Here is a 24,331-nt window from a genome sequence, read left to right as displayed (position 1 = left end):
CCATCTGGCGCGATCGGCCCGACCACAGTGCGCGCGCCGTGTTGCGCGCCGCCTCGAAGTCGGAGGCGTTGCCGAGACTGCTCGGCGAAGGCCTGACCCTCAGTGCCGCCGTCTACAATCTCCTGGACAAGAAGGTCGAGCAGACGGATTTCAACACGGTGATGGAGGGCCGCCGTTTCTGGATGAGCCTGACGACAACGTTCTGAGGCCATCCGCCGGGGTCGCTGCCCCGGTCATCGACGGCGCCCGTTGCGGGCGCCGTTTTTCGTTGTCAGCCGGCCTGTTCGACGCCGAGGGTCGTAACAAAGCTCTGCATCCGCTTTGCCGCCAACTCGGGTCGATCAAGCACGTTGGCCTTGTCGGCAAGCCGGAAGATGTCGGAGTAGTGCAGCAGGCCACGCGCCGACTGCATGCCTGCCGGCATGGTGAAATGGCCCTGGTGGCCGTTCAGCCAGGCGAGGAAAACGACGCCGGCCTTGTAGTACTGTGTCGGCGTCTCGAAGATCTTGCGCGACAGCGGCACGGTCGGCTCGATGACGCCACGGAAAGTGGCCACATCGCCCTTGGCCAATGCCGCAAGCGCCTTGGAGGCGGAAGGTGCCACCGCATCGAAAATGCCGAGAAGTGCGTGACTGTATTTCGCGCCGTCGCCCTCGATGAGCTCCGCATAGTTGAAGTCATCGCCGGTGAAGCAAAGTACGCCCTCCGGCAGTCGGTTGCGCAAGGCGACTTCTTTGGCGTTGTCGAGCAGGGAGATCTTGATGCCTTCAACCTTGTCGCGGTTGGCCTGGATGATCGACAGCACCGCGTCGAGTGCCTCATTGAAATCGTCAGAGCCCCAGTAACCCTTGAGCTGCGGATCGAACATGTCGCCGAGCCAATGCAGCACGACCTTGTTTTTTGTCTGGCGCAGAATGTGACCGTAGACGTGGCGATAATCGTCGGGCGAGCGGGCGACGCGGGCAAGCGCGCGGCTTGCCATCATGATGGCGCGGCCGCCCTCACCCTCGACGAATCCGATTTGTTCCTCGTAGGCGGCAATCACGTCGTCGAGCGAGCGTGCCTCAGTGGGCGCCAGGTGATCGGTGCCCGCACCGCAGGCAAGGTCAGCGCCCGGCACGCTTCGCGCCTCGGTGAGGGAGCGGCGGATCAGTTCCTGCGCGCCCGGCCAGGCGAGGCCCATGCCGCGCTGGGCGGTGTCCATCGCCTCGGCGATCTTGAAGCCCAGGCCCCAGAGATGATGGCGGAAGGCCATCGTCCGCTCCCAGTCGATGGCGGCATTGCCCCAGGGATCGGCATCGCGAAACGGATCCGACACAACATGAGCGGCGGCATAGGCAATGCGATTGAAGGTTGGGGCGGCGCTTGGCCGCTCGATCGGGATGCCCGCCAGACTGTATCGCTCAAGTGAACCGTCATGGCGTGGCAGCGTCAGGCTTGTCATCGGCTTTCTTCTCCTCCTCGGATCGTTGCATTCGAATAATTTAGATCGTTCCAAATTTCAAGTGGGAAATCTGGCATCCGATGCCAATCGAGGTGCCAAGGCTCCGGAATGAAAAGAAAAATATGGCATAAGCCATTGTAAACAAGGATATTTATAAACAATTACAACGGTGATGCCGTGGATCTATTACCTGTATCGCTGGGACTGAGATGGCCATAGAATAGTACGGAAACCAAAAAAGTGATCCTCCACCTCTTGACGAATTTGGAACGTTCCAATTATGAATGTGAAAAATAAGGCGGGTTTGGGAGGGTGCTTTGGTCAAGGAACGGGTAACGGTGGTGGATATCGCACACGCAGCCGGCGTGTCGAAGTCGACCGTGTCGCTCGTCCTTCAGGGCAGCTCGCTGGTCAACGAGGTGACGCGCGCCAAGGTCAACGCGACCATTCGCGAGCTTGGTTACGTCTACAATCGCAGCGCTGCCAACCTGCGCCAATCGAAGTCGAAGATCATCGGCATCGTCGTCAACGACCTGACCAACAGCTTCTTTGCCGAACTGGCGGTTGGCGTCGATACCGTGGTGCAGTCAGCCGGCTTCGTCCAGTTTCTCGCCAACACGAATGAAAAGATCGAGCGGCAACGCGAGGTCGTGGCGTCCATGCGCGAGCATGGGGTCTCCGGGCTGATCATCTCCCCGGCGCGCGGCACCGAGGCTGCCGATCTGGCGCCTCTGGTCGATAGCGGCATCCCCGTCGTGCTCGTCGTTCGCGATATCGCCGACGCGGGCGTTTCATCGCTGACGTCTGACAATCATGCCGGCGCCATGGCGGCGGTGCGCCACCTGATCGAGCGGGGTCATCGGCGCATCGCGTTCCTCGGTGGTTTCCACGACACCGCCGTATTCGAGGCGCGCATGCGCGGCTACCGCGAAGCTTTGCTCGAGGCGGGACTTGATGCGGCCGAGGCGCTTGTCATCGGCTCGGCGCCATCGCGCGCCGGCGGTGTCACGGCCATCGAGCAGGCGATGATGCTTTCCGACCGGCCAACGGCCGCGCTCTGCTTCAACGACGCGGTCGCATTCGGTGTCTGCGACGGCCTGCGGGCGCGGCGGCTGGAGCCGGGCGCCGACTTTGCTGTGATCGGCTTCGACGATGTGATCGAGGCGAAGACGGCGGTGCCGGCACTGACGACCGTGTCCGTCGATCCGCAAGGCATGGGGCAGAGGGCGGCGGAATTGCTGCTGAAGCAGATCAATGCGGGCAAGGCGGAGGCCGAAGCGATTATCGGTTCGGTGCGTCTCGTCGTTCGCCAGAGCTGCGGTGCTGCGATCGAGCGCAGAACGAGGGAGGCATTGTCATGAACAGATGGGGTCTGATCGGCGCGAGCACGATCGCGCGCGAATGGGTCATTGGCGCAATTCGCGCCACCGGTGGCGAAGTGGTTTCGGTGATGAGCACCAGCGCTGAGCGCGGTGCTGCCTATGCCACGGAAAATGGCATCGGCAAGTCGGTGACGTCGGTCGAGGAACTGGTCGGTGATCCCGATGTTGATGCCGTCTACGTCTCGACCACCAACGAGCTGCACCGCGAGCAGACGCTGGCGGCAATTCGGGCCGGCAAGCACGTGCTATGTGAAAAGCCCTTGGCGATGACGCTGGAGGATGCGCGCGAAATGGTTGTCGCCGCACGCGAAGCCGGCGTGGTGCTTGGCACCAACCATCACCTGCGCAACGCCGCTGCCCACCGGGCGATGCGGGATGCCATCGCCGAAGGGCGGATCGGCCGGCCGATCGCGGCACGGGTCTTCCATGCGGTCTATCTGCCGCCGCATCTGCAGGGCTGGCGGCTGGAGCGGCCGGAAGCCGGTGGCGGCGTCATTCTCGACATTACCGTGCACGATGCCGACACCTTGCGCTTCGTCCTTAACGACGATCCGGCCGAAGCCGTTGCCATCAGCCATAGCGCCGGCATGGGCAAGGAGGGGGTGGAGGACGGCGTCATGGGGGTGCTGCGCTTCCAGTCGGGCGTCATCGCCCAGTTCCACGATGCTTTCACCACCAAGTTTGCCGAGACCGGGTTCGAAGTCCACGGCACGGAGGGGTCGCTGATTGGCCGCAACGTCATGACGCAGAAGCCGGTCGGCACCGTCACCTTGCGTAATGCCGAGGGCGAAAGCCAACTGCCGCTCGATCCGGCCAATCTCTATGAAACCGCCCTTGCGGCGTTTCATTCAGCGATCGAAGGCCATGGCCAGCCCTCGGCAACCGGCGAGGACGGTGTCTGGTCGCTGGCAACCGGCCTTGCGGTCGTCAAGGCGGCAGCGACCGGTCAGGCGGCTGCGATCGAAACGGGACTTTGAGTTGATGTCGATGAACAAGCATATTTCACCCACTGAGGCCGCCGCGCTGATCCCGGATGGTGCCGTCGTTTCGGTCTCGTCGTCGAGTGGTCTTGGCTGCCCCGATCTGATGCTAAAGGCGATCGGCGAGCGTTTTGACGCAACCGGCCATCCTCGCGACCTGACGACGCTGCACCCGATCGCCGCCGGCGACATGAGCGGCATCAAGGGTGTCGATTACATCGCCAAGAAGGGACTTTTGAAGAGGATCATCGGCGGCTCCTATCCCTCGGGTCCGTCGAGTGCCGAACCGCCCCTGATCTGGCAGATGATCGGCGCCGACGAGGTTGCAGCCTACAATATCCCCTCCGGCGTTCTCTTCGACATGCACCGCGAGGCCGCCGCCAAGCGCCCTGGCGTTATGACCAAGGTCGGGCTCGACACCTTCGTCGATCCGTCGCGCGAAGGCTGCGCCATGAATGCCTCGGCGTCAGTCGAGCCGGTGGTCAAAAAGGTCGCCTTTGAGGGCGAGGACTGGCTCTATTTCAAGGCGATCGCACCGCAGGTGGCGATTATTCGCGCGACGACTGCGGACGAGCGCGGCAATCTTACCTATGAGCACGAGGGTGCGTATCTCGGTGGTCTCGATCAGGCGCTGGCCGCCCGCAACAATGGCGGCATCGTCATTGCCCAGGTCAAGCGCATCACCAAGGAAGGCTCGTTGAAGCCGCACGACGTGCGTGTGCCGGGCGTGCTCGTCGACTATGTCGTCGTCGATCCCGACCAGAAGCAGACGACGCAGACGCTCTACGATCCGGCCATCTCCGGCGAGATCTTCCGTCCGCTCGACAGTTTCCGCGTGCCGGAATTCAACATCCAGAAGGTGATTGCCCGCCGGGTGGCGCAGGAGTTGCAAACGGGCAGCGCCGTCAACCTCGGCTTCGGCATTTCGGCCAACGTGCCGCGCATCCTGCTCGAGGAGGGCCTGCATGGCGCCGTCACCTGGGTGATCGAACAGGGGGCTGTCGGCGGCGTACCGCTCCTGGATTTCGCCTTCGGCTGCGCGTCGAACGCTGACGCCTTCATGCCTTCGCCCTACCAGTTCACCTATTTCCAGGGCGCGGGCTTCGATGCCTCGCTGCTCTCCTTCCTCGAAATCGACCGCAACGGTTCGGTTAATGTCTCGAAGCTCTCCTTCCGGCCGCATGTGACGGCCGGCGCCGGCGGCTTCGTCGACATTACTGCTCGAGCCAAGAAGATCGTCTTTTCCGGCATGTTCAACGCCGGCGCGAAGCTTGCCGTCGCCGATGGCAAGCTGGTGATCGAGAAGGAAGGCAAGCTGAAGAAGCTCGTCAACGAGGTCGAACACGTCACCTTCTCGGGCCGCCGCGGCGTCGAGCAGGGGCAGGACATCACCTATGTCACCGAGCGCTGCGTGATGAAGCTGACGCCCGAAGGCGTGATGCTGACCGAGATCGCGCCGGGTGTCGACCTGCAGGCACATATTCTCGACCAGTCCGAATTTCCGCTCCTTGTATCCGATCGATTGAAGACCATGGATGCGGCACTTTTCCACGAGGCGCCGATCGGCCTGAAACTGCCGGTCAAGGCTGCCCGTACGCTTGCGGGAGGCGCCCGTGTCTGAGGAGCGCATCCAGATCGCAGTCGACGGCCCGATCGCGACGATGACTGTCGCGCGTCCGGACAAGCTCAATGCCTTCGACATCGACATGCTGAAGGCGCTCGCTGCCGCCTGCGATACGGTGGAAGTGATGCGCGACGTGCGCGTGCTGATCCTGACGGGTGAGGGCAAGGCCTTCTCCGCCGGTGGCGACATCAAGGCCTGGGGCGGCATGGATGCCGCAGCCTTCGGTCATGATTGGGTGCGCTTTGGCCATCGCGTCTTCGAGCGGCTGGCGACGTTGAGAATGCCCGTCATCGCAGCGCTCAACGGCCATGCCCTCGGCGGCGGCCTGGAACTAGCCGCGGCGGCTGACATCCGGATCGCCGAAAGCCAGATCAAGATCGGCCTGCCGGAAACGAGCCTCGGCATGGTTCCCGGCTGGTCGGGCACGCAACGTCTCGTCGTCCGTTTCGGCGCGCAGATCGTGCGGCGCATGGTACTCGGCGGTGAGATGTTTACGGCAGAGACGGCGAAGGCCGAAGGCCTTGTCGATGGGGTCGTCGAGACCGGAACAGTGATGCAGGCGGCGCGCGACTACGCAGCCCGCGTGGCAAAGCGCGGCCCGGCCGCGCTCGAGATTTCAAAACTGATGATCGCCTCGGCGAACGGCGAGGACAATGGTGCCGCGGTCGAAGCGCTGGGGTCCATCCTCGTCGCCAAGACAGGCGACCTCAGGGAAGGGGTCGCTGCCTTTTCCGAAAAGCGCGAAGCCCAGTTCAAGGGAGAATGGTAATGACGGTTCTGGTGAGGCCCAAGGCACTTAGCGATCACAAGGTGCGCACGTTCCAGATGCTGATCGACGGCAAATGGGTCGACAGCGCCGACGGACGCACGATCGAGCGCGTCGCCCCCGGCCACGGCGTCGTCGTCAGCCGCTATCAGGCAGCAGCGAGCGGCGATGCCGAGCGGGCGATCTCTGCTGCCCGTCGCGCCTTCGACGATGGCCCCTGGCCGCGCATGACGGCGTCCGAGCGGTCTCTGATCCTGCTCAAGGCGGCCGACATGATTGCCGCGCGCGCCGACGAGCTTGCTTTCCTCGACGCCATCGAATCGGGAAAGCCGATCAGCCAGGCCAAGGGCGAACTGGGTGGCGCTGCCGATATCTGGCGTTATGCTGCTGCTCTTGCCCGTGATCTTCACGGCGAAAGCTACAATACGCTGGGAGACGGCACGCTCGGTGTGGTTCTGCGCGAAGCGATCGGCGTCGTTTCGATCATCACGCCGTGGAACTTCCCGTTCCTGATCGTCAGCCAGAAGCTGCCTTTTGCGCTTGCCGCCGGCTGCACGACAGTGGTCAAGCCTTCCGAACTGACCTCAGCCTCGACGCTCGTGCTTGGCGAAATTCTCGAAGCGGCCGGCGTACCGGCCGGTGTCGTCAACATTCTCACCGGCACGGGTCCCGAGGTCGGCGCGCCGATGACGACGCACGCGGATGTCGACATGATCTCCTTCACCGGCTCCACCGGCGTCGGCCGTCTGACGATGGCCAATGCGGCGCAGACGTTGAAGAAGGTATCGCTCGAACTCGGCGGCAAGAACCCGCAGATTGTCTTCCCCGACGCCAACCTCGACGAGTTCATCGATGCGGCCGTGTTCGGCGCCTACTTCAACGCCGGCGAATGCTGCAATGCCGGCTCGCGGCTGATCCTTCACCGCGACATTGCCGAGGAGGTGACGGCGCGCATCGCCGCACTCGCGGCCAAGGTCAAGGTCGGCGATCCGCTCGATCCGGAAACCCAGGTCGGCGCGATCATCACGCCGCAGCATCTGGAAAAGATTGCCGGCTATGTTTCTGCCGCATCGAAGGATGGTGCCGCTGTCGCTCATGGCGGCGCTGCACTCGATCTCGGCATGGGACAGTTCATGGCGCCAACCATTCTTTCACAGGTGCGACCCGACATGGCTGTTGCCCGCGAGGAGGTTTTCGGGCCGGTGCTGTCGGTGCTGACCTTCGAGACCACCGACGAGGCAATCCGCATCGCCAACTCCATCGACTACGGTCTGTCGGCCGGTGTCTGGAGCCGCGATTTCGACACCTGCCTGACGATCGGCCGCCGCGTGCGCGCCGGCACGGTCTGGATGAACACCTTCATGGATGGGGCTTCCGAGCTGCCGTTCGGCGGTTATCGCCAGTCCGGCCTCGGCCGCGAACTCGGTCGGCATGCGGTCGAGGATTATACCGAAACCAAAACGCTCAACATGCATATCGGCGCCCGCACCGGCTGGTGGATGCCGCGCTAACTTAGAGCATTTCCAGGAAAAGTGCGAAGCGGTTTTCCGTCAGGAAATACGTAAAAACAAAGAGATAGAGCGTCGCCGTGACTCCGTTTAAACCGGAAACGCTCTAGGGGACAAGGGGAGACGGATGATGTCGGCAGGGATCGCAGCAACGAAACGGGCAGGGGCGTCATGGCACGCCGCCGGCCTGTCGTTGTCGCGCGGTTCAGTTCGATGCCGACCAGTTGGCGGGGATCTGCGGAGAGAGCAGAAGCTGCAGTTTGTTGACGTCGGTTTCGCCGCCGATGCGCTGGAGCAGCACGCGGCCCATGTCCTCGCCCGTAGCCGTCAGATCCTCATAGATCGTTTCCACCTGGGGCTGGATCGCGCCCAGGAGGTGCGACGTCTGCTTGGCGACAATGTCGTATTCGTTGCCGAGCGTCAGGCCGCAATCGCTCATGCCGGTAATGGTGGCGAGAGCACAGACTTCGCCACCGCACATGAAACTATCAGGCGGGTCGGGCTCGGCGTAACGCTGGCGAACACGGTCGCGGATGTCGCCGGCCGGGCTGTCGAGATCGATACCGGAGAGAATTTCGTAGGCGCAGCCCGCCTCGCGCACGGCGGTCATGAAGCCGTGCTGCAGGTGGCCGCCGAAGGTGAAGTCGGTTGGGCCGCTGATCAGTGCCGGCTTGCGGCGCCCCTTGGCGATTAGCCGGCGGGTGGCCTGGTAGGAGAAGGTGAAGTTGTCGTAGTCGACATAGGCGTGCGGGGTCGAAAGCTCGGTGCGTCCGTGGGTGACGAACGGAAAGCCGATCTCCGAAAGCAACATGACGCGCGGATCGAGCGGTTCGGTGCGCGAGAAGATCAGACCATCAGCCATGCTGTTGCGGGTGATGTAGTTCACCGCCTCGACATTGGTCGTGTTGAGGAAGTTCGGCATGACGATCAGGTGATAGGACGTGCCCTGCAGCGCCTTGGCGATGCCGCTCATGATCGAGGTGCCATAGCCGAGGATTTCCTCGTGTGGGTCGAGCAGGACGGCGATGACGTTGGTGCGGCCGGTCTTCAGGCGCTGGGCGGCGCGATCGGGCGAATAGCCGATTTCGATCGCCACCTCGCGAACCCGCTTGCGGGTGTCGGCGGAGATTTGCGGCGCTTCGGCGAGGGCGCGCGAAACGGTGGTGACCGCAAGCCCGGTGATCTCGGCGATCGTGCGAAGGGTCGGCTTGCCCCGTCTGGCGGGCGAACCAATGTCTTCGGAACGGGCGGGCTTGGGGGAATCGGCCAATGCTAGTCATCCTCAAGGCGGTCAAGAGCGGCTTTTGTAACGTGGCACGAACGCTTAGGCAATCGAATCATGAAAACGTTTTAAATCTCGCGACGCGGCATGAATTGCTGCACTGCGAAACGCAAACTGTTGTATATAATTCAGCAAATTCAATTGCTTCGTGAGGTGAGGAAGTGCACGCGTGCGGAATGCTTGACTTGCTGAATTTATAACGTTTTAAATTGGCCAGCCGCTGCCTTAGGCGGTGCGATATCCGAGGCGGGAGGAGGTTCCGCTTCGATAACTTGCAAACGGGAGGATAACGATGCGCAAGTTGATGACGACGACGGCTGTTGTGGCGCTGATGATGGCGGCCACCGCCGCGCGCGCAGCAGAAAACGTGGAAGTGCTGCACTGGTGGACTTCCGGCGGTGAGGCTGCTGCGCTCGACGTTCTGAAGAAGGACCTCGAAAGCAAGGGTATTTCCTGGACCGATATGCCGGTCGCCGGCGGCGGCGGCACGGAAGCCATGACCGTGCTTCGCGCCCGCGTCACCTCGGGCAACGCTCCGACCGCAGTGCAGATGCTCGGTTTCGATATTCTCGACTGGGCCAAGGAAGGCGCACTCGGCAACCTTGACGATACCGCTTCCAAGGAAGGCTGGGACAAGGTCATCCCGACGGCCCTGCAGCAGTTCTCGAAGTATGACGGCCACTGGATCGCCGCTCCGGTCAACGTCCACTCGACCAACTGGGTCTGGATCAACAAGGCTGCCCTCGATAAGGCCGGCGGCAAGGAGCCGGCGAACTGGGACGAGCTCATCGTCCTTCTCGACAACTTCAAGGCTCAGGGCATCACGCCGATCGCCCATGGCGGCCAGCCGTGGCAGGACGCGACGATCTTCGACGCCGTCGTGCTCTCGCTCGGCAATGATTTCTACAAGCAGGCCTTCATCGATCTCGATCCGGCAGCGCTCGGTGGCGACAAGATGAAGGAAGCCTTCGACCGCATGACGAAGCTGCGCTCCTATGTCGACGACAACTTCTCCGGCCGCGACTGGAACCTCGCTTCGGCAATGGTGATCGAGAACAAGGCCGGCCTGCAGTTCATGGGCGACTGGGCCAAGGGCGAGTTCCTGAAGGCGAAGAAGGTGCCAGGCACCGATTTCGTCTGCATGCGCTTCCCGGGTACGCAAGGGTCCGTCACCTTCAACTCCGACCAGTTCGCGATGTTCAAGGTTGCTGACGACAAGATCCCGGCACAGCTGCAGATGGCCTCGGCGATCGAAAGCCCGACCTTCCAGTCGGCCTTCAACGTCGTCAAGGGTTCGGTTCCTGCACGCACCGACGTTCCGGATACGGACTTCGACGCTTGCGGCAAGAAGGGCATCAAGGATCTCGCCGAAGCCAACACCAACGGCACGCTGTTCGGTTCCATGGCCCATGGCCATGCCAACCCAGCTGCCGTCAAGAACGCGATCTACGACGTCGTGACGCGCGAGTTCAACGGTGAATTGACCTCCGATGAGGCGGTCAAGGAACTCGTCGCCGCCGTCGCGGCTGCGAAGTAACGGGCGAGGCCCGGTCCGGGACGCGAGCAAGCGTCCCGGACACTCATTCTGACATGCAAGCGTCTTCGAAGCGTCGCGTCCATCGCGGACGCAGGGGAGCGGTTTGATACAAAGAACCTGCGCGGATGCCGATACCAGGGAGTTTCCCGACGGCAGAGCGCCAGAAGTGGTGAACGTTCATGGATAACCGCAGTCGACTGCAGGACCTGATACCGAAGCTGGTCCTTGCCCCGAGCTTCGTTATCGTCCTGATCTTTGTTTATGGCTTCATCGCCTATACCGGCTTCCTGTCGATGACGGACAGCAAGATGCTGCCGTCCTACAATTTCGTCGGTTTCAGCAATTATCAGAAGCTCTGGGCCCTGCCGCACTGGTGGCGGGCGGTGAGCAATCTGGCGATCTTCGCTTCGCTCTATATCGCCATCTGCTCGGTGCTGGGGCTTGGACTTGCGATCCTGCTCGACCAGAAGATCCGGGCGGAAGGCTTCCTACGGCCGATCTACCTCTATCCGATGGCGCTGTCGTTCATCGTGACCGGCACGGCCTGGAAGTGGTTCCTCGATCCCGGCATCGGGCTTGAAAACACCATGCACCTCTGGGGCTGGGAGAGCTTTTCGTTCAACTGGACCAAGGACCGCAACTACGCGATCTATTGCGTGGTGATCGCCGCCGTCTGGCAATCGACCGGCTTCATCATGGCGATGTTCCTTGCCGGTCTGCGCGGCGTCGACAACGAGATCATCAAGGCGGCGCAGATCGATGGCGCACCGACATCGACGATCTACCGGCGGATCATCATTCCCTTGATGCGGCCGGTCTTCCTCTCCGCCTTCGTCGTTCTCGCCCATCTGGCGATCAAGGCCTACGACCTGATCATCGCGCTCACCGGCGGCGGGCCGGGCCAGGCGACCGAATTGCCGGCGACTTTCATGTATTCCTACACCTTCACCCGCAACCAGATGGGCATCGGCGCCTCGTCGGCCATCATCATGCTGGTGATGATCTTCTCGATCATCGTTCCCTATCTCTACTCCGAAATCCGCGGAGGAAAACGCCCATGAGCGCCCCCAGCCCAGACAATGTCATCTCGCACAACCGCCTGACGCGTGCCCTGATCTACACGGTACTCATCGTCTTTGCGCTCTATTCGCTGCTGCCGCTCTATGTCATGCTGGTCAACTCGCTGAAACCGCTCGACGAGATCCGCCAGGGCGGCATGCTCAACCTACCGCAGACCCTGACACTGGAACCCTGGCTTTCGGCCTGGTCGACGGCGCAGATCGGAGTTCAGCCGACAGGCCTGAAGCCGTTCTTCATCAACTCGATCCTGATGGTGGTGCCGGCCGTCGCGATCTCGACGATGATCGGCGCGCTCAATGGCTACGTCCTGACCAAGTGGCGCTTTCCCGGTGCCAACATCTTCTTCGGCATGCTGCTCCTGTCGTGCTTCATCCCGTTCCAGATCGTGCTGATCCCGATGGCGCGCGTGCTTGGCATCATCGGCCTTGCCGGATCGATCTGGGGCCTGATCTTCGTCCACGTGATCTACGGCCTCGGCTTCACCACGCTCTATTTCCGCAACTACTACGAAGCCTTCCCGACGGAACTCGTGCGTGCGGCGCAGATCGATGGCGCCAGCTTCTTCCAGATCTTCTGGCGGATCCTGCTGCCGTCGTCCGGTCCGATCATCGTCGTCTCGGTCATCTGGCAGTTCACCAATATCTGGAACGACTTCCTGTTCGGGGCATCCTTCTCCGGCGCCTCTTCGACGCCGATGACGGTGGCGCTCAACAACCTCGTCAGCTCGTCGACCGGGGTCAAGGAATACAACGTTCATTTCGCGGGCGCGATCCTCGCCGCCCTGCCAACGCTCATCGTCTACATCGTGTCCGGCCGCTACTTCGTGCGCGGGCTGATGTCCGGCGCCGTGAAAGGATAAGCTCATGTCGTTCCTCAAAATCAGCAACCTGCGCAAATCCTACGGCTCGCTCGAGATCCTGAAGGACATCAATCTGGAGATCGACGAAGGCGGCTTCCTCGTGCTCGTCGGCCCGTCCGGCTGCGGCAAGTCCACCCTGCTCAACACCATTGCCGGGCTGGAGCCAATCACCTCGGGCGAGATCGCCATCAACGGCCGGTCGGTCGCCGATCTGCACCCGTCCAAGCGCGACATCGCCATGGTGTTCCAGTCCTACGCGCTCTATCCGAACATGACGGTTGCGGGCAACATCGCCTTCGGCATGGAAATCCGCGGCGTGCCGAAGGACGAACGCGAGAAGGCGATCAAGCAGGTCGCCGACATGCTGCAGATCGGCCATCTGCTCGATCGCAAGCCGAGCCAGCTTTCCGGCGGCCAGCGCCAGCGTGTCGCCATGGGCCGCGCCCTTGTGCGCAAGCCGCAGGTCTTTCTCTTCGACGAACCGCTGTCGAACCTGGACGCCAAGCTGCGCGTCGACATGCGCACCGAGATCAAGCGTCTCCACCACCGGATGAAGACAACCATCGTCTACGTCACCCACGACCAGATCGAGGCGATGACGCTGGCGACCAAGATCGCGGTATTGAAGGATGGCGTGCTGCAGCAATTCGGGACGCCGGCCGAAATCTACAACAATCCGGCCAACATGTTCGTCGCCGACTTCATGGGTTCGCCGGCCATGAACCTGCTGACGGCCCGGATCGAAAGGAACGGCGCCGATGTTGCCGTCACGCTCGCGCGCCCGAACGCCGAGCCGATGAAGCTCACCGTTCCGCATGCCAGCGGCGCACTCTCTACCTATGCCGGCAAGGACGTCGTCTTCGGCATCCGCCCGGAAGCACTGACCGACCCTGACGGTGCCGACCGCAATGCCAAGGCGATCGTCGAAGGCGAATGCCTGATCGAGGTGGTCGAGCCCGCCGGTTCGGACACCTTTGCGGTGACCCGCCTTGGCGGCAAGGAGGTCGTCGCCCGCCTGCGTGCCGATGCGCGCATCGCACCCGGCCAGACGTCGCAGCTCGCCTTCAATCTCGACAAGGCGGTGTTCTTCGATCCTCAGACGCAGCAACGGATCGCGTAACGGCCGATGGAGCAGCAGCCGGATATCGTCATCATCGGGTCGGGCATCGGCGGCTCCACCGTTGCGGCGGGGCTCGCCGGCTCCGGGGCGCGCATAGCCATACTCGAGCGCGGCGAGCGCCTGCCCGACACACCGGAAGCGCGCAGCTATAGTTCGATCTTCGTCAAGGGCCATTTCCGGCCCAAGGAGATGTGGCGCGAAGCCGACGGCACGGAGTTCAATCCGGGCAATTTCTATTTCGTTGGCGGCAATTCCAAACTCTTCGGTGCGGTGCTCTTGCGCTACCGTGCAGAGGATTTCACCGAGATGCAGCATCTTGGCGGCGTTTCGCCGGCATGGCCCTTTCTCTATGAAGAGCTGGAGCCGTGGTACGGCAAAGCCGAGCAACTGTTCGAGGTGCGTGGCGAATTGGGTCAGGACCCTACGGAGCCGTTCCACGCCTCGCCCTACCCTTATGGCCCGGTACCGGACGAGCCGGCAATTGCTCGCGCGCGCGCCGAGTTGAAGGCGCAGGGGCTCAATCCGGCGACGCTGCCGCTTGGCGTCGACATCGAGACGTGGCTGGCAGGCGGGCGCACGCCATGGGACGGGTTTCCCAACACCGGCAAGGGCAAGAAGGATGCCGAGACCGCATCGCTCGCCTCCGCGCTGAATGACCCCAACATCGAGCTGATCACCTCCGCGCATGTCGACACGCTGGAGAAAGGTCGGGGCGGCCGGATCGAGGCGGTCCATTACACCCATAGGGGCGAGAAGAAGCGCCTGTCGCCCAAGTTGGTGATCCTGTCGGCGGGCGCGATCAACTCGGCCGCCATCTTGCTGCGCTCCGGCGATGGCAAGGGGCTCGCCAACGCCTCCGGCCAGGTCGGCCGCAACTTCATGAACCACAATTGCAGCGCCATGCTGGCGATCAATCCGTTCAGGCGCAATGACAGCATCTACCAGAAGACGCTGATGCTGAACGATTATTACCTGACCGGCGGCAGGGACGGTTTGCCACTCGGCAATGTCCAGCTGCTCGGCAAGATCAACGGTGACATCCTCAAGGCCAATGCGCCGGTCTGGGCGCCGCGCTTCGCATTGGATTTCATGGCCGGTCATGCGGTCGACTGGTACATGATGACGGAGGACCTGCCGAACCCGGAAAGCCGCATCATGGTCGACGGCAAGGGCATCATCATGCAGTGGCGGCGCTCGAACATGGAGGCGCTTTCCGGGCTCGAAGCGAAGATGCGCGCCCACTTCAAAGCTGCAGGCTATCCGATCGTGCTCTCCCAGGCCTTCGACAAGCGCACGCCGTCGCACCAGTGCGGCACGATCCGGATGGGCACCGATCCCGGTCAGGCGCCGCTCGACGTTTATTGCCGCGCCTTCGATCATCCGAACCTCTTTGTCGTCGATGCCGGCTTCCTGCCAACGTCCGCTGCGGTCAACCCGGCGCTGACGGTGGCGGCACAGGCGCTGCGCGTTGCCGACCATATCGTTGCGAAGGAGCTGAGAGCATGACGACATCGACGCGTCCCGTGGCTGTTGTCACCGGTGGCCGGCGCGGAATCGGACTCGGCGTGGCCCGGGCACTGGCGCGCGACGGCTTCGACATAGCGCTGACGGGGCTCGGTGCGGCGGATCAAGCGACGCAAGCCACGCTCTCCGAGCTATCGGCGCAAGGCGGTCGCGCCATCTACCTCGAGGCCAATCTCGCCGATATCGGCGCGCATGCCGCCACCGTCGCCTGCATCCGCCAGGAACTGGGCCCGATCCGCTGCCTCGTCAACAACGCCGGCATCGCCTCCGTCGTGCGCGGCGACTTTCTCGACCTTCTGCCGGAGAATTTCGACACGATCGTCGCCACCAACTTGCGCGGCACAGTGTTCTTCACCCAGGCCGTGTTGCTCTCGATGCTCACCGAGCCGCCAGGTGCGGCGCCACGTTCAATCATCAACATCACATCGGTTTCCGCGACCATGAGTTCGCCCGAGCGGCTCGACTATTGCATGACCAAGGCCGGCCTTGCCGCCTTCAGCCAGGGGCTCGCCTTGCGGCTGGCCGACACAGGCATCTCCGTCTTCGAAATCCGGCCCGGGGTCATCCGGTCTGACATGACCGCTGGCGTCTCGGCGAAATACGACGCCCTGATCGACGGCGGACTGGTGCCGATGAAACGCTGGGGCGAGCCAGAAGACATCGGCAACATCGCCGCAGGGCTTGCCAGCGGCAAATTCGGCTTTGCGACCGGCTCAGTCATCCAGGCCGATGGCGGCCTGTCGATCGGTCGACTCTAGAAAATAGTGCAGGGCAGTCCGGGGCTCGCAACGGCGAGCAGGTTTCGAGTTTAACACGTCGGAAATTTGGAACGTTCCAAATGCCGTGCCGTGGAGGAAGACAGGCAATGACATACGACTATATCATCACCGGTGCCGGCCCTGCCGGCTGCGTTCTCGCCAACCGTCTCTCTGAGGATCCGTCGGTCCGCGTCCTGTTGCTGGAGGCGGGTGGCGGCGACTGGAACCCGCTGTTTCACATGCCGGCCGGTTTTGCCAAGATGACCAAGGGAGTTGCAAGTTGGGGCTGGGAGACCGTGCCACAGAAACACATGAAGGGCAGGGTGCTGCGCTACACCCAGGCCAAGGTCATCGGCGGCGGTTCGTCGATCAATGCCCAGCTCTACACCCGCGGCAATGCGGCCGACTATGACCTCTGGGCGTCCGAGGACGGCTGTGCCGGCTGGGACTATCGCAGCGTTCTTCCCTATTTCAAGCGCGCCGAAGACAACCAGCGCTTCGCCGACGACTATCATGCCTATGGCGGTCCGCTCGGCGTCTCGATGCCGGTTTCTACCTTGCCGATCTGCGATGCCTACATCCGCGCCGGCCAGGAACTCGGCATTCCCTACAATCACGATTTCAACGGCCGTCAGCAGGCCGGCGTCGGCTTCTACCAACTGACGCAGCGCAATCGCCGGCGTTCGAGCGCGTCGCTTGCCTATCTCTCACCGATCAAGGACCGCCGGAACCTTACCGTTCGCACCGGAACGCGCGTCGCCCGGATCGTGCTCGAGGGTACGCGCGCCGTCGGCGTCGAGGTGGTGACGGCGAAGGGAAGCGAGACGATCCGGGCGGAGCGGGAAGTTCTGGTCACGTCGGGCGCCATCGGTTCGCCGAAGCTGCTCCTTCAATCCGGTATCGGCCCGGCGGATCACCTGAAGTCGGTGGGCGTGCCGGTAAAGCACGACCTACCCGGCGTCGGTGGCAATCTGCAGGACCACCTCGATCTGTTCGTCATTTCCGAATGCACCGGCGATCACACCTACGACAACGTCGCGAAGCTGCACCGGACGCTCTGGGCCGGCCTGCAATACGTGCTTTTCCGCTCCGGCCCGGTGGCATCGAGCCTGTTTGAGACCGGCGGCTTCTGGTACGCCGACCCGGATGCCCGCTCGCCGGATATCCAGTTCCATCTCGGCCTCGGCTCCGGCATCGAGGCTGGCGTCGCGCGACTGAAGAACGCCGGCGTGACGCTCAATTCCGCCTATCTGCATCCGCGCTCACGCGGCACCGTCAGGCTTTCCGACGCTGATCCGGCCGCAGCGCCGCTGATCGATCCGAATTACTGGGAAGATCCGCACGACCGCAAGATGTCGATCGAGGGGCTGAAGATAGCCCGCGAGATCATGCAGCAGGCCGCCCTCAAGCCTTTCGTGCTGGCGGAACGTTTGCCGGGCAACACTGTCGTCTCCGACGAGCAGTTCTTCGACTATGGCTGCGCCAATGCCAAGACCGACCACCACCCGGTCGGCACCTGCAAGATGGGCACCGACGCCATGGCCGTGGTCGGACTCGATCTGAAAGTGCGTGGGCTGGAGGGCCTTCGCGTCTGCGACAGTTCGGTCATGCCGCGCGTTCCCTCTTGCAACACCAACGGGCCGACGATCATGATGGGCGAAAAGGGCGCCGACATCATTCGCGAGCGCCAGCCCTTGCCGCCGGAGATCTTCGCCCATGAACGAAACGATGCCCGGCCACGTGCCCGCGCCGATATCCGTTGAGGAAAACCATGATCCGCCACTGTGTCTTCATTCGCTTTCGTCCAGACGTTTCGGCGGATGAGAAAGCGTCGATCTTCGCCGAGATCGCGGCGCTAAAAAGCCGGCTTCCCGGCCTTCTCGCGACCTATGCCGGCGCCAATGTCAGCCCGGAAGTGGGCATGGACAAAGGGTATGCCGAGGGTTTCATCGTCGATTTCTCCGACGCAGCCGCGCGTGACGCCTATCTCGACGATCCGGAGCATCGGCAGACCGGTGCAAAGATCGTCGCGGCGGCGCAAGGCGGCATCGACGGCATTTTCGTCTACGATCTCGAAATCGCGGGCTGAAGACGATGGCGGCCTTCGAAGCGCGTCCCTTTCTCACCGCCCTTTTCGACGCGGCCGTCCGCGCCGCCGATCCCTATGAGGCGATCCGCGCGCATCTGCCGGAAAAGCCGAAGGGACGAACGATCGTTGTCGGCGCGGGCAAGGCCGCAAGCCAGATGGCCGCAGCTTTCGAAAAGCTGTGGGATCACCCGCTGACCGGCGCCGTCGTTGCGCGCCACGGGCCGATTGAACGCTGCGAGCGCATTCGCGTGTTGCAATCCGCCCATCCGGTGCCGGATGAGGCTGGCCTTCGGGCGTCGGAAGAGCTGCTGAAGCTGGTGGAAGGCCTGACCGCTGACGATCTGGTTGTCGCTCTGATTTCGGGTGGTGGATCGTCCTTGCTGCCGGCGCCGCCGGAGGGTTTGATGCTTGCCGACGAGATCGCCGTCAACCGGGCGCTGCTTGCCTCCGGCGCACCGATTTCCGCGATGAACGTCGTGCGCAAACATGTGTCGCGCATCAAGGGAGGCCGTCTTGCGGCGGCCGCTGGGCCGGCGCGTGTCGTCAGCCTCGTCGTTTCCGACGTTCCCGGCGACAACCCCGCTTTCGTTGCCTCGGGCCCGACAGTGCCTGACGGGTCGACGGTGGAGGAGGCGCTGGAGATCGTCGGCCGCTATCGCATGGCTCTTCCCGATGGCGTGGTGGCCCACTTGCGATCCGGTGCCGCGCGGGCACCTGATCCGTCCGAACCGGTTTTCCGTCGGCACGAATGCCACGTGATTGCGTCGGCGCGTGTCTCGCTGGAGGCTGCAGCAAGGACGGCGCAGGAATTGGGTGTAGAGGCGCGCATTCTTTCTGATGCGATTGAAGGCGAGGCGCGCGATATCGGCCGCATGCATGCGGCGCTGGCGCGTGAAGTCGCCCAGCGCAATCAACCTTTCGAAAAGCCGGTCGTGCTGCTTTCCGGCGGCGAAACGACTGTGACGATATCGGGCAAGGATTACGGCAAAGGCGGCCGCAACAGCGAGCTGTTGCTGTCGCTGGCGCTCGACATCGAGGGGCTCGACGGGATCGATGCCCTGGCGGCGGATACGGACGGCATCGACGGGTCTGAGGACAATGCCGGCGCCTTTGCCGATGGCGGCAGCGTCAGTCGCATGCGTACTGCCGGTGCTGATCCGCGGGCGCATCTGGCGCGCCACGATGCCTGGTCGGCATTCTCAGTGAGTGGCGATCTTTTCGCGCCCGGTCCGACTGGAACCAATGTCAATGACTTCAGGGCGATGCTAATCCGTTAGCCGGATTCTCCGGCTCAAGGCAGAACAGAAAATCTGCGTGTCATGGTCGCCGCCAAACGTTTCGGCGGCGACCATGATCTCTTGTTTTTACTTGGCGCGCTTCAAGGCATCGCCGAGGATCGAGACGATTTCGCCGAAGTGATTTTCGTCGGCGATCAGCGGCGGCGAGAAGGCGATGATGTCGCCGGTCACGCGGATCAGCAGCCCCTTTTCGAAGCAATCGACGAAGACCTCATAGGCGCGGGCGCCGACAGCACCCTCGCGTGACTGCAGCTCGATGCCGGCGATGAGGCCGATGGTGCGGATGTCGATGACATGCGGCAGGCCGTTCAGCGAATGCATGGCATCATGCCAGGCGTCCTGCAGCTCGGTGGCGCGGGTCATCAGGCCCTCATCGCGATAGATGTCGAGCGTGGCGATACCCGCGGCGCAGGCGGCCGGGTGGCCGGAATAGGTGTAGCCGTGGAAGAGCTCGATCTGGTTTTCCGGGCCGTGCATCAATGCGTCGTGCACCTTGCGGCTGGCAAAGACCGCGCCCATTGGGATGGCGCCGTTGGTGAGCCCCTTCGCCGCCGTCACCAGGTCCGGGGTGACGCCGAAGAAGTCGGTGGCGAACGCAGCGCCAAGGCGACCGAAGCCGGTGATGACTTCGTCGAAGATCAACAGGATGCCGTGTTTGTCGCAGATCGCGCGCAGCCGCTCGAGATAGCCCTTCGGCGGGATGAGCACGCCCGTCGAACCGGCAACCGGCTCGACGATGCAGGCGGCGATGGTTTCGGCGCCGTGTAGCGCCACCAGCCGTTCGAGATCGTCGGCAAGTTCGGCGCCGTGCTCGGGCTGGCCCTTGACGAAGGCATTCTTGGCAAGGTCGTGGGTGTGGCGCAGATGGTCGGAACCGGGAAGCTGCGGGAAGACGCGGCGGTTGTTGAGGATGCCGCCCACCGAAATGCCGCCGAAGCCGACGCCGTGGTAGCCGCGCTCGCGCCCGATCAGCCGCGTGCGAGTGCCCTGGCCGATCGCGCGCTGATAGGCGATGGCCATCTTCAGCGCCGTGTCAACCGATTCCGAGCCCGAGCCGGTGAAGAACACGCGGTCGAGCTTCTGGCCTTCCGGCCCCGGCGCGATTTCGGCAAGGCGTTCGGCAAAATCGAAGGCGATCGGGTGGCCCATCTGGAAGGAGGGGGCGAAATCCATCGTCGACAGCTGGCGTTCGACGGCTGACGCGATCTGGCGGCGGCCGTGGCCGGCGTTGACGCACCAGAGACCGGCGGTGCCGTCGAGGATCGTGCGGCCATCGGTGCTGGTGTAGTGCATGCCCTCGGCGGAGGCGAGCAAGCGCGGTGCCGCCTTGAACTGCCGGTTGGCGGTAAAGGGCATCCAGTAGCTGTCGAGTACGGGGGCGTTGGGTTTGGTGTGCTGGTTCATGGCATCCTCCTGAAGATCAGGGGATTGACGCCATGATTTGAATTGCCAAACAAGTCCTTTTCTGTTGTCATTCAAGCCATTGAATTTTATACAACGAGGTTTGCGAAATTGCGATATTTCGAACAACCTGAACACCGAGATGGACACCCATGAGCGTCGACATTGGAAACCGGCTTCGCCACCTCCGGCTGATGCACAATCTTTCGCAGCGCGAACTTGCCAAGCGAGCGGGCGTGACCAACTCGACGATCTCGCTGATCGAGTCGAATGCGTCCAATCCGTCGGTCGGCGCACTGAAGCGCATCCTCGACGGCATACCGATCGGACTTGCGGAGTTCTTTTCGTTCGAGCCTGAACGGCCGCGCAAGGCATTCTACGCCGCAGAGGAACTGGTCGAGATCGGCAAAGGGCCGATCTCCTATCGCCAGATCGGCGACAATCTCTTTGGCCGCAGCCTGCAGATCCTGAAGGAATGTTATCAGCCGGGCGCGGACACTGGAAAAGTGCCGCTGGTGCATGAAGGCGAGGAGGGCGGCATCGTGCTGTCGGGGCGCATTGAGGTCACCGTCGACGACGAGCGGCGGATTCTCGGGCCTGGGGATGCGTACTATTTCGAAAGCCGGCGACTGCACCGATTTCGTTGCGTCGGGCCGGTACCTTGCGAGGTGATCAGCGCCTGCACGCCGCCGACGTTTTGAAGGAAGGGAGCGGGCGCCCCTCATCCCGCTGCCGCGACCTTCTCCCCGCCTGCGGGGAGAAGGGATATGCCGCCAGCGCCTCATACTCTCTTTGCGAACAGGAGTAGAGAGGCAGCTGTTTGCGCGACCGTCCCCTCTCCCCGCAAGCGGGGAGAGGGCTAGGGTGAGGGGCTACTTCCGAGTTACGAAAGCCGAGCGCAGGCGTCGGCGATGCGCATGAGCGCTTCCTTCAGTTCCGCTTCCGACGTCGCATAGGAGATGCGGAAGAACGGCGACAGGCCGAAGGCCGAGCCGGGGACAACGGCGACATGGGCGTCGTCGAGCAGGTAGGCGCAGAAGTCCGTGTCCGTCTCGATCGTCTTGCCCGAAGGCGTCACCTTGCCGAGCATGCCGGCGCAGCCGGAGAAGGTGTAGAAGGCGCCTTCCGGAACGCGGCAGTCGAGACCGTCGATGGCGTTGAGGCCGTTGACGACGAGATTGCGGCGGTGCTGGAAGCTGGCCGTGCGTTCCTTCAGGAAATCCTGCGGGCCGGTCAGGGCTGCCACCGAAGCGGCCTGGCTGACCGAAGACGGGCAGGAGGTCGCCTGGCTCTGGACGACAGCCATCGCCTTGATCAGCTCGCGCGGACCACCGGCATAGCCGATGCGCCAGCCGGTCATGGCATAGGCCTTGGAGACACCGTTGACCGTCAGGGTGCGGTCCTTGAGCCGAGGCTCCAGTTGGGCCGGGGTGACGAAGCGGAAGCCGTCATAGACGATGTGCTCGTACATGTCGTCGACCAGCAGCCACACATGCGGATGCCTCAAGAGCACGTCGAGCAGCGGCCGGTAGTCGTCAGCGCTGTAGGCGGCACCCGAAGGGTTGGAGGGTGAGTTGAGAAGCACCCAGCGCGTCTTCGGCGTGATCGCCGCTTCGAGCTTGTCGGCGGTGAGCCGGAAACCGGAGGCCGCGTCGCAGGGGATCAGCACCGGCTTGCCTTCGCAGATCTGGACGATATCCGAATAGGAGGTCCAGTACGGCGTCGGAATGACAACTTCGTCGCCGGCGTCGATCGTCGCCATCATGGCGTTGAACAGGATCTGCTTGGCGCCGGTGGCAATGGTGATCTCGTCCTGTTCGTAGGCGAGGCCGTTCTCGCGCTGGAACTTTTCACGGATCGCCTTCTTCAGTTCCGGCGTGCCGTCGAGTGCGGTGTATTTGGTTTCGCCGCGCTGGATCGCCTCGCAGGCGGCCTGCTTGACGTAGTCAGGCGTGTCGAAATCCGGCTCGCCTGCGCCGAGAATAATGACCGGCTTGCCCTCGCGCTTCATCGCTTGCGCGCGCGCGCCGATCTTGAGGATTTCGGATACTCCGATCGAAGAGATCCGCGAGGCGGGCTTGAAGCCCGCCTCCTTGACCGTTGCGTTGATGGTCATCGCTTGGTCCTACTCGATATCGAAGGAGACGCCCTGTGCCAGTGGCAGGGCCTTCGAGTAGTTCACCGTGTTGGTGGCGCGACGCATGTAGGCCTTCCACGAATCGGAGCCCGATTCGCGGCCGCCGCCGGTTTCCTTTTCACCGCCGAAGGCGCCGCCGATTTCCGCACCTGAGGTGCCGATGTTGACGTTGGCGATGCCGCAATCCGAGCCGTCGACGGCCAGGAACCGTTCGGATTCCTGCATGTCGCGGGTGAAGATCGACGAGGACAGGCCGGCTGCAACCGCATTGTGGTCGGCAACGACTGCGTCGAAGTCGCTGTACTTCATGACGTAGAGGATCGGCGCGAAGGTTTCTTCGAGGACCGGGCCTGCCTGCTCAGGCATTTCGACCAGGGCGGGCTTGGCGTAGTAGCCGTTGGCATAACCGAGCTCGACGCGTTCGCCGCCGGTGACGGCGCCGCCATGGGCCTTGGCTTCGTCGATTGCCTTCTGCATGCCGTCGAAAGCGGCCTTGTCGACCAGCGGGCCGACGAGTGCGGTGGTTTCCAGCGGATTGCCGACCGAGACCGAGCCATAGGCCTTCTTCAGGCGGGGAACGAGCTGGTCGTAGACGCTTTCATGCACGAACAGGCGGCGCATGGTCGTGCAGCGCTGGCCGGCGGTGCCCATGGCGCCGAAGGCGATGGCGCGCAGCGCCATGTCGAGATCGGCCGATGGGCAGACGATACCGGCATTGTTGCCGCCGAGTTCGAGGATGGCGCGGGCGAAGCGCTTGGCAAGACGCGGGCCGACGTCGCGGCCCATGCGGGTCGAGCCGGTGGCCGAGACCAACGGAACCTTCGGGTTGTCGACGAGGACTTCACCGACGGCGCGGTCGCCGATCAGAACCTGCGACAGGCCTTCCGGGGCGTCGCCGAAGCGGGCAAGCGCGCGTTCGAAGATAGCCTGCGATGCAAGCGCCGTGAGCGGGGTCTTTTCCGACGGCTTCCAGACGACGGAGTTGCCGCAGACGAGCGCCAGCGCCGTGTTCCACGACCAGACGGCGACCGGGAAGTTGAAGGCGGAGATGACGCCGACGACGCCGAGCGGATGCCAGGTTTCCATCATGCGGTGGCCGGGACGCTCCGTGGCGATCGTCAGACCGTAGAGCTGGCGGGAAAGGCCGACTGCGAAATCGCAGATGTCGATCATTTCCTGAACTTCGCCGAGGCCCTCGGAGGTGATCTTGCCGGCTTCGATCGAAACGAGGCGGCCGAGGTCGGCCTTGAAGGCGCGTAGCTCTTCGCCGAGCAGGCGGATCAATTCGCCGCGCTTCGGTGCCGGAACGAGGCGCCAGGCCTTGAAGGCTTCATGCGCCTTGTCGATCTTGGCGGCAGCCTCCGTGGCCGAAACCGTCTTCAGGCTGGCGATCTGTTCGCCCGTGACCGGGCTGAACGACGGCATGTCGCCGCCGGTGTAGAGTTCCTTGGCGACGCCCATCTTCTCGAGGAGGGCTGCTGCCTCCTTGGTGACGTCGATCTTCTTCGTTGCAATGTTCATCTGGTCTGACTCCCGTTTTCC

The 24,331-nt window shown here is 63.1% G+C and carries 21 protein-coding genes; 16 read left to right on the top strand and 5 right to left on the bottom strand.

The genetic code is table 11. The features are described 5' to 3' along the window. Positions 1 to 38 precede the first annotated feature (38 nt). Positions 39 to 206, top strand: a complete 168-nt coding sequence (locus tag ASD52_RS38985; RefSeq protein ID WP_156585884.1) for a hypothetical protein — start codon at positions 39 to 41, stop codon at positions 204 to 206. Between the two features lie 65 nt (positions 207 to 271). Here the strand turns inward: ASD52_RS38985 and ASD52_RS31980 are convergent, their stop codons facing one another. Beyond that, positions 272 to 1,444 (bottom strand): dihydrodipicolinate synthase family protein, encoded by a 1,173-nt coding sequence (locus tag ASD52_RS31980; RefSeq protein WP_025425266.1) that lies wholly within the window; start codon positions 1,442 to 1,444, stop codon positions 272 to 274. Between the two features lie 317 nt (positions 1,445 to 1,761). Between ASD52_RS31980 and ASD52_RS31975 the strand changes: the two genes are divergently transcribed. The 5 genes from ASD52_RS31975 to ASD52_RS31955 are packed head-to-tail and all read left to right on the top strand — an operon-like array spanning position 1,762 to position 7,707. Then, positions 1,762 to 2,805, top strand: coding sequence for a LacI family DNA-binding transcriptional regulator (locus ASD52_RS31975; RefSeq protein ID WP_025425265.1), 1,044 nt, complete (start codon positions 1,762 to 1,764; stop codon positions 2,803 to 2,805). After that, complete coding sequence (locus tag ASD52_RS31970) at positions 2,802 to 3,803, top strand: Gfo/Idh/MocA family oxidoreductase (protein ID WP_025425264.1); 1,002 nt, start codon at positions 2,802 to 2,804, stop codon at positions 3,801 to 3,803. Before ASD52_RS31975 ends, ASD52_RS31970 begins: the two co-directional genes overlap by 4 nt. Before the next feature lie 4 nt (positions 3,804 to 3,807). Continuing rightward, positions 3,808 to 5,427 (top strand): acyl CoA:acetate/3-ketoacid CoA transferase, encoded by a 1,620-nt coding sequence (locus ASD52_RS31965; protein WP_025425263.1) that lies wholly within the window; start codon positions 3,808 to 3,810, stop codon positions 5,425 to 5,427. After that, positions 5,420 to 6,199, top strand: coding sequence for an enoyl-CoA hydratase/isomerase family protein (locus ASD52_RS31960; protein ID WP_025425262.1), 780 nt, complete (start codon positions 5,420 to 5,422; stop codon positions 6,197 to 6,199). The genes ASD52_RS31965 and ASD52_RS31960 overlap by 8 nt, the downstream gene beginning before the upstream one ends. Further along, positions 6,199 to 7,707 carry an aldehyde dehydrogenase family protein gene (locus tag ASD52_RS31955; RefSeq protein WP_025425261.1) on the top strand — a complete coding sequence of 503 codons (1,509 nt, stop codon included), beginning with the start codon at positions 6,199 to 6,201 and terminating at the stop codon, positions 7,705 to 7,707. The genes ASD52_RS31960 and ASD52_RS31955 overlap by 1 nt, the downstream gene beginning before the upstream one ends. A gap of 202 nt (positions 7,708 to 7,909) precedes the next feature. Here the strand turns inward: ASD52_RS31955 and ASD52_RS31950 are convergent, their stop codons facing one another. Further along, complete coding sequence (locus ASD52_RS31950) at positions 7,910 to 8,974, bottom strand: LacI family transcriptional regulator (RefSeq protein ID WP_025425260.1); 1,065 nt, start codon at positions 8,972 to 8,974, stop codon at positions 7,910 to 7,912. A 304-nt stretch (positions 8,975 to 9,278) separates the two neighbouring features. Between ASD52_RS31950 and ASD52_RS31945 the strand changes: the two genes are divergently transcribed. The 9 genes from ASD52_RS31945 (at position 9,279) to ASD52_RS31905 (ending at position 19,230) form a co-directional block, all read left to right on the top strand. Then, the gene (locus tag ASD52_RS31945; RefSeq protein ID WP_025425259.1) at positions 9,279 to 10,523 is read left to right on the top strand and encodes an ABC transporter substrate-binding protein; all 1,245 of its coding nucleotides are present in this window, start codon (positions 9,279 to 9,281) and stop codon (positions 10,521 to 10,523) included. A gap of 179 nt (positions 10,524 to 10,702) precedes the next feature. Beyond that, positions 10,703 to 11,584: a sugar ABC transporter permease gene (locus ASD52_RS31940; RefSeq protein ID WP_057226472.1), complete on the top strand. Its 882-nt coding sequence runs from the start codon at positions 10,703 to 10,705 to the stop codon at positions 11,582 to 11,584. Next, on the top strand, positions 11,581 to 12,462 hold the full coding sequence (locus ASD52_RS31935) for a carbohydrate ABC transporter permease (RefSeq protein WP_025425257.1): 882 nt from the start codon (positions 11,581 to 11,583) through the stop codon (positions 12,460 to 12,462). Before ASD52_RS31940 ends, ASD52_RS31935 begins: the two co-directional genes overlap by 4 nt. Positions 12,463 to 12,466: 4 nt before the next feature. After that, positions 12,467 to 13,582: a sn-glycerol-3-phosphate ABC transporter ATP-binding protein UgpC gene (gene ugpC / locus ASD52_RS31930; protein ID WP_025425256.1), complete on the top strand. Its 1,116-nt coding sequence runs from the start codon at positions 12,467 to 12,469 to the stop codon at positions 13,580 to 13,582. Positions 13,583 to 13,588: 6 nt separating this feature from the next. Next, a complete protein-coding gene (locus tag ASD52_RS31925; protein ID WP_025425255.1) occupies positions 13,589 to 15,088 on the top strand; it encodes a GMC family oxidoreductase in 1,500 nt (499 codons plus the stop codon). Then, positions 15,085 to 15,864, top strand: coding sequence for a 3-ketoacyl-ACP reductase (locus ASD52_RS31920; RefSeq protein WP_025425254.1), 780 nt, complete (start codon positions 15,085 to 15,087; stop codon positions 15,862 to 15,864). Before ASD52_RS31925 ends, ASD52_RS31920 begins: the two co-directional genes overlap by 4 nt. Positions 15,865 to 15,971: 107 nt before the next feature. Then, on the top strand, positions 15,972 to 17,627 hold the full coding sequence (locus ASD52_RS31915; protein ID WP_025425253.1) for a GMC family oxidoreductase N-terminal domain-containing protein: 1,656 nt from the start codon (positions 15,972 to 15,974) through the stop codon (positions 17,625 to 17,627). An 8-nt stretch (positions 17,628 to 17,635) separates the two neighbouring features. After that, positions 17,636 to 17,953, top strand: coding sequence for a Dabb family protein (locus tag ASD52_RS31910; RefSeq protein ID WP_025425252.1), 318 nt, complete (start codon positions 17,636 to 17,638; stop codon positions 17,951 to 17,953). A 5-nt stretch (positions 17,954 to 17,958) separates the two neighbouring features. Beyond that, entirely contained in the window at positions 17,959 to 19,230 is a 1,272-nt protein-coding gene (locus ASD52_RS31905; protein WP_025425251.1) for a glycerate kinase, read from the top strand. Between the two features lie 87 nt (positions 19,231 to 19,317). Here ASD52_RS31905 and ASD52_RS31900 read toward each other — a convergent pair whose 3' ends face one another. Then, complete coding sequence (locus tag ASD52_RS31900; RefSeq protein WP_025425250.1) at positions 19,318 to 20,655, bottom strand: aspartate aminotransferase family protein; 1,338 nt, start codon at positions 20,653 to 20,655, stop codon at positions 19,318 to 19,320. Between the two features lie 149 nt (positions 20,656 to 20,804). On the opposite strand from ASD52_RS31900, the gene ASD52_RS31895 reads away from it, so the two are divergent. Then, entirely contained in the window at positions 20,805 to 21,353 is a 549-nt protein-coding gene (locus ASD52_RS31895; RefSeq protein ID WP_057226470.1) for a cupin domain-containing protein, read from the top strand. Positions 21,354 to 21,535: 182 nt separating this feature from the next. Here ASD52_RS31895 and ASD52_RS31890 read toward each other — a convergent pair whose 3' ends face one another. Further along, positions 21,536 to 22,768 carry a pyridoxal phosphate-dependent aminotransferase gene (locus ASD52_RS31890; protein WP_057210881.1) on the bottom strand — a complete coding sequence of 411 codons (1,233 nt, stop codon included), beginning with the start codon at positions 22,766 to 22,768 and terminating at the stop codon, positions 21,536 to 21,538. A gap of 9 nt (positions 22,769 to 22,777) precedes the next feature. After that, the gene (locus ASD52_RS31885) at positions 22,778 to 24,310 is read right to left on the bottom strand and encodes an aldehyde dehydrogenase family protein (RefSeq protein WP_025425247.1); all 1,533 of its coding nucleotides are present in this window, start codon (positions 24,308 to 24,310) and stop codon (positions 22,778 to 22,780) included. Positions 24,311 to 24,331: the final 21 nt, after the last annotated feature.

The sequence above is a fragment of the Ensifer sp. Root142 genome (assembly GCF_001426785.1).
GTDB lineage: Bacteria > Pseudomonadota > Alphaproteobacteria > Rhizobiales > Rhizobiaceae > Ensifer > Ensifer canadensis.
Note: the sequence above shows the minus strand (reverse complement) of the source record. Positions and strands in the feature narration are given on the sequence as shown.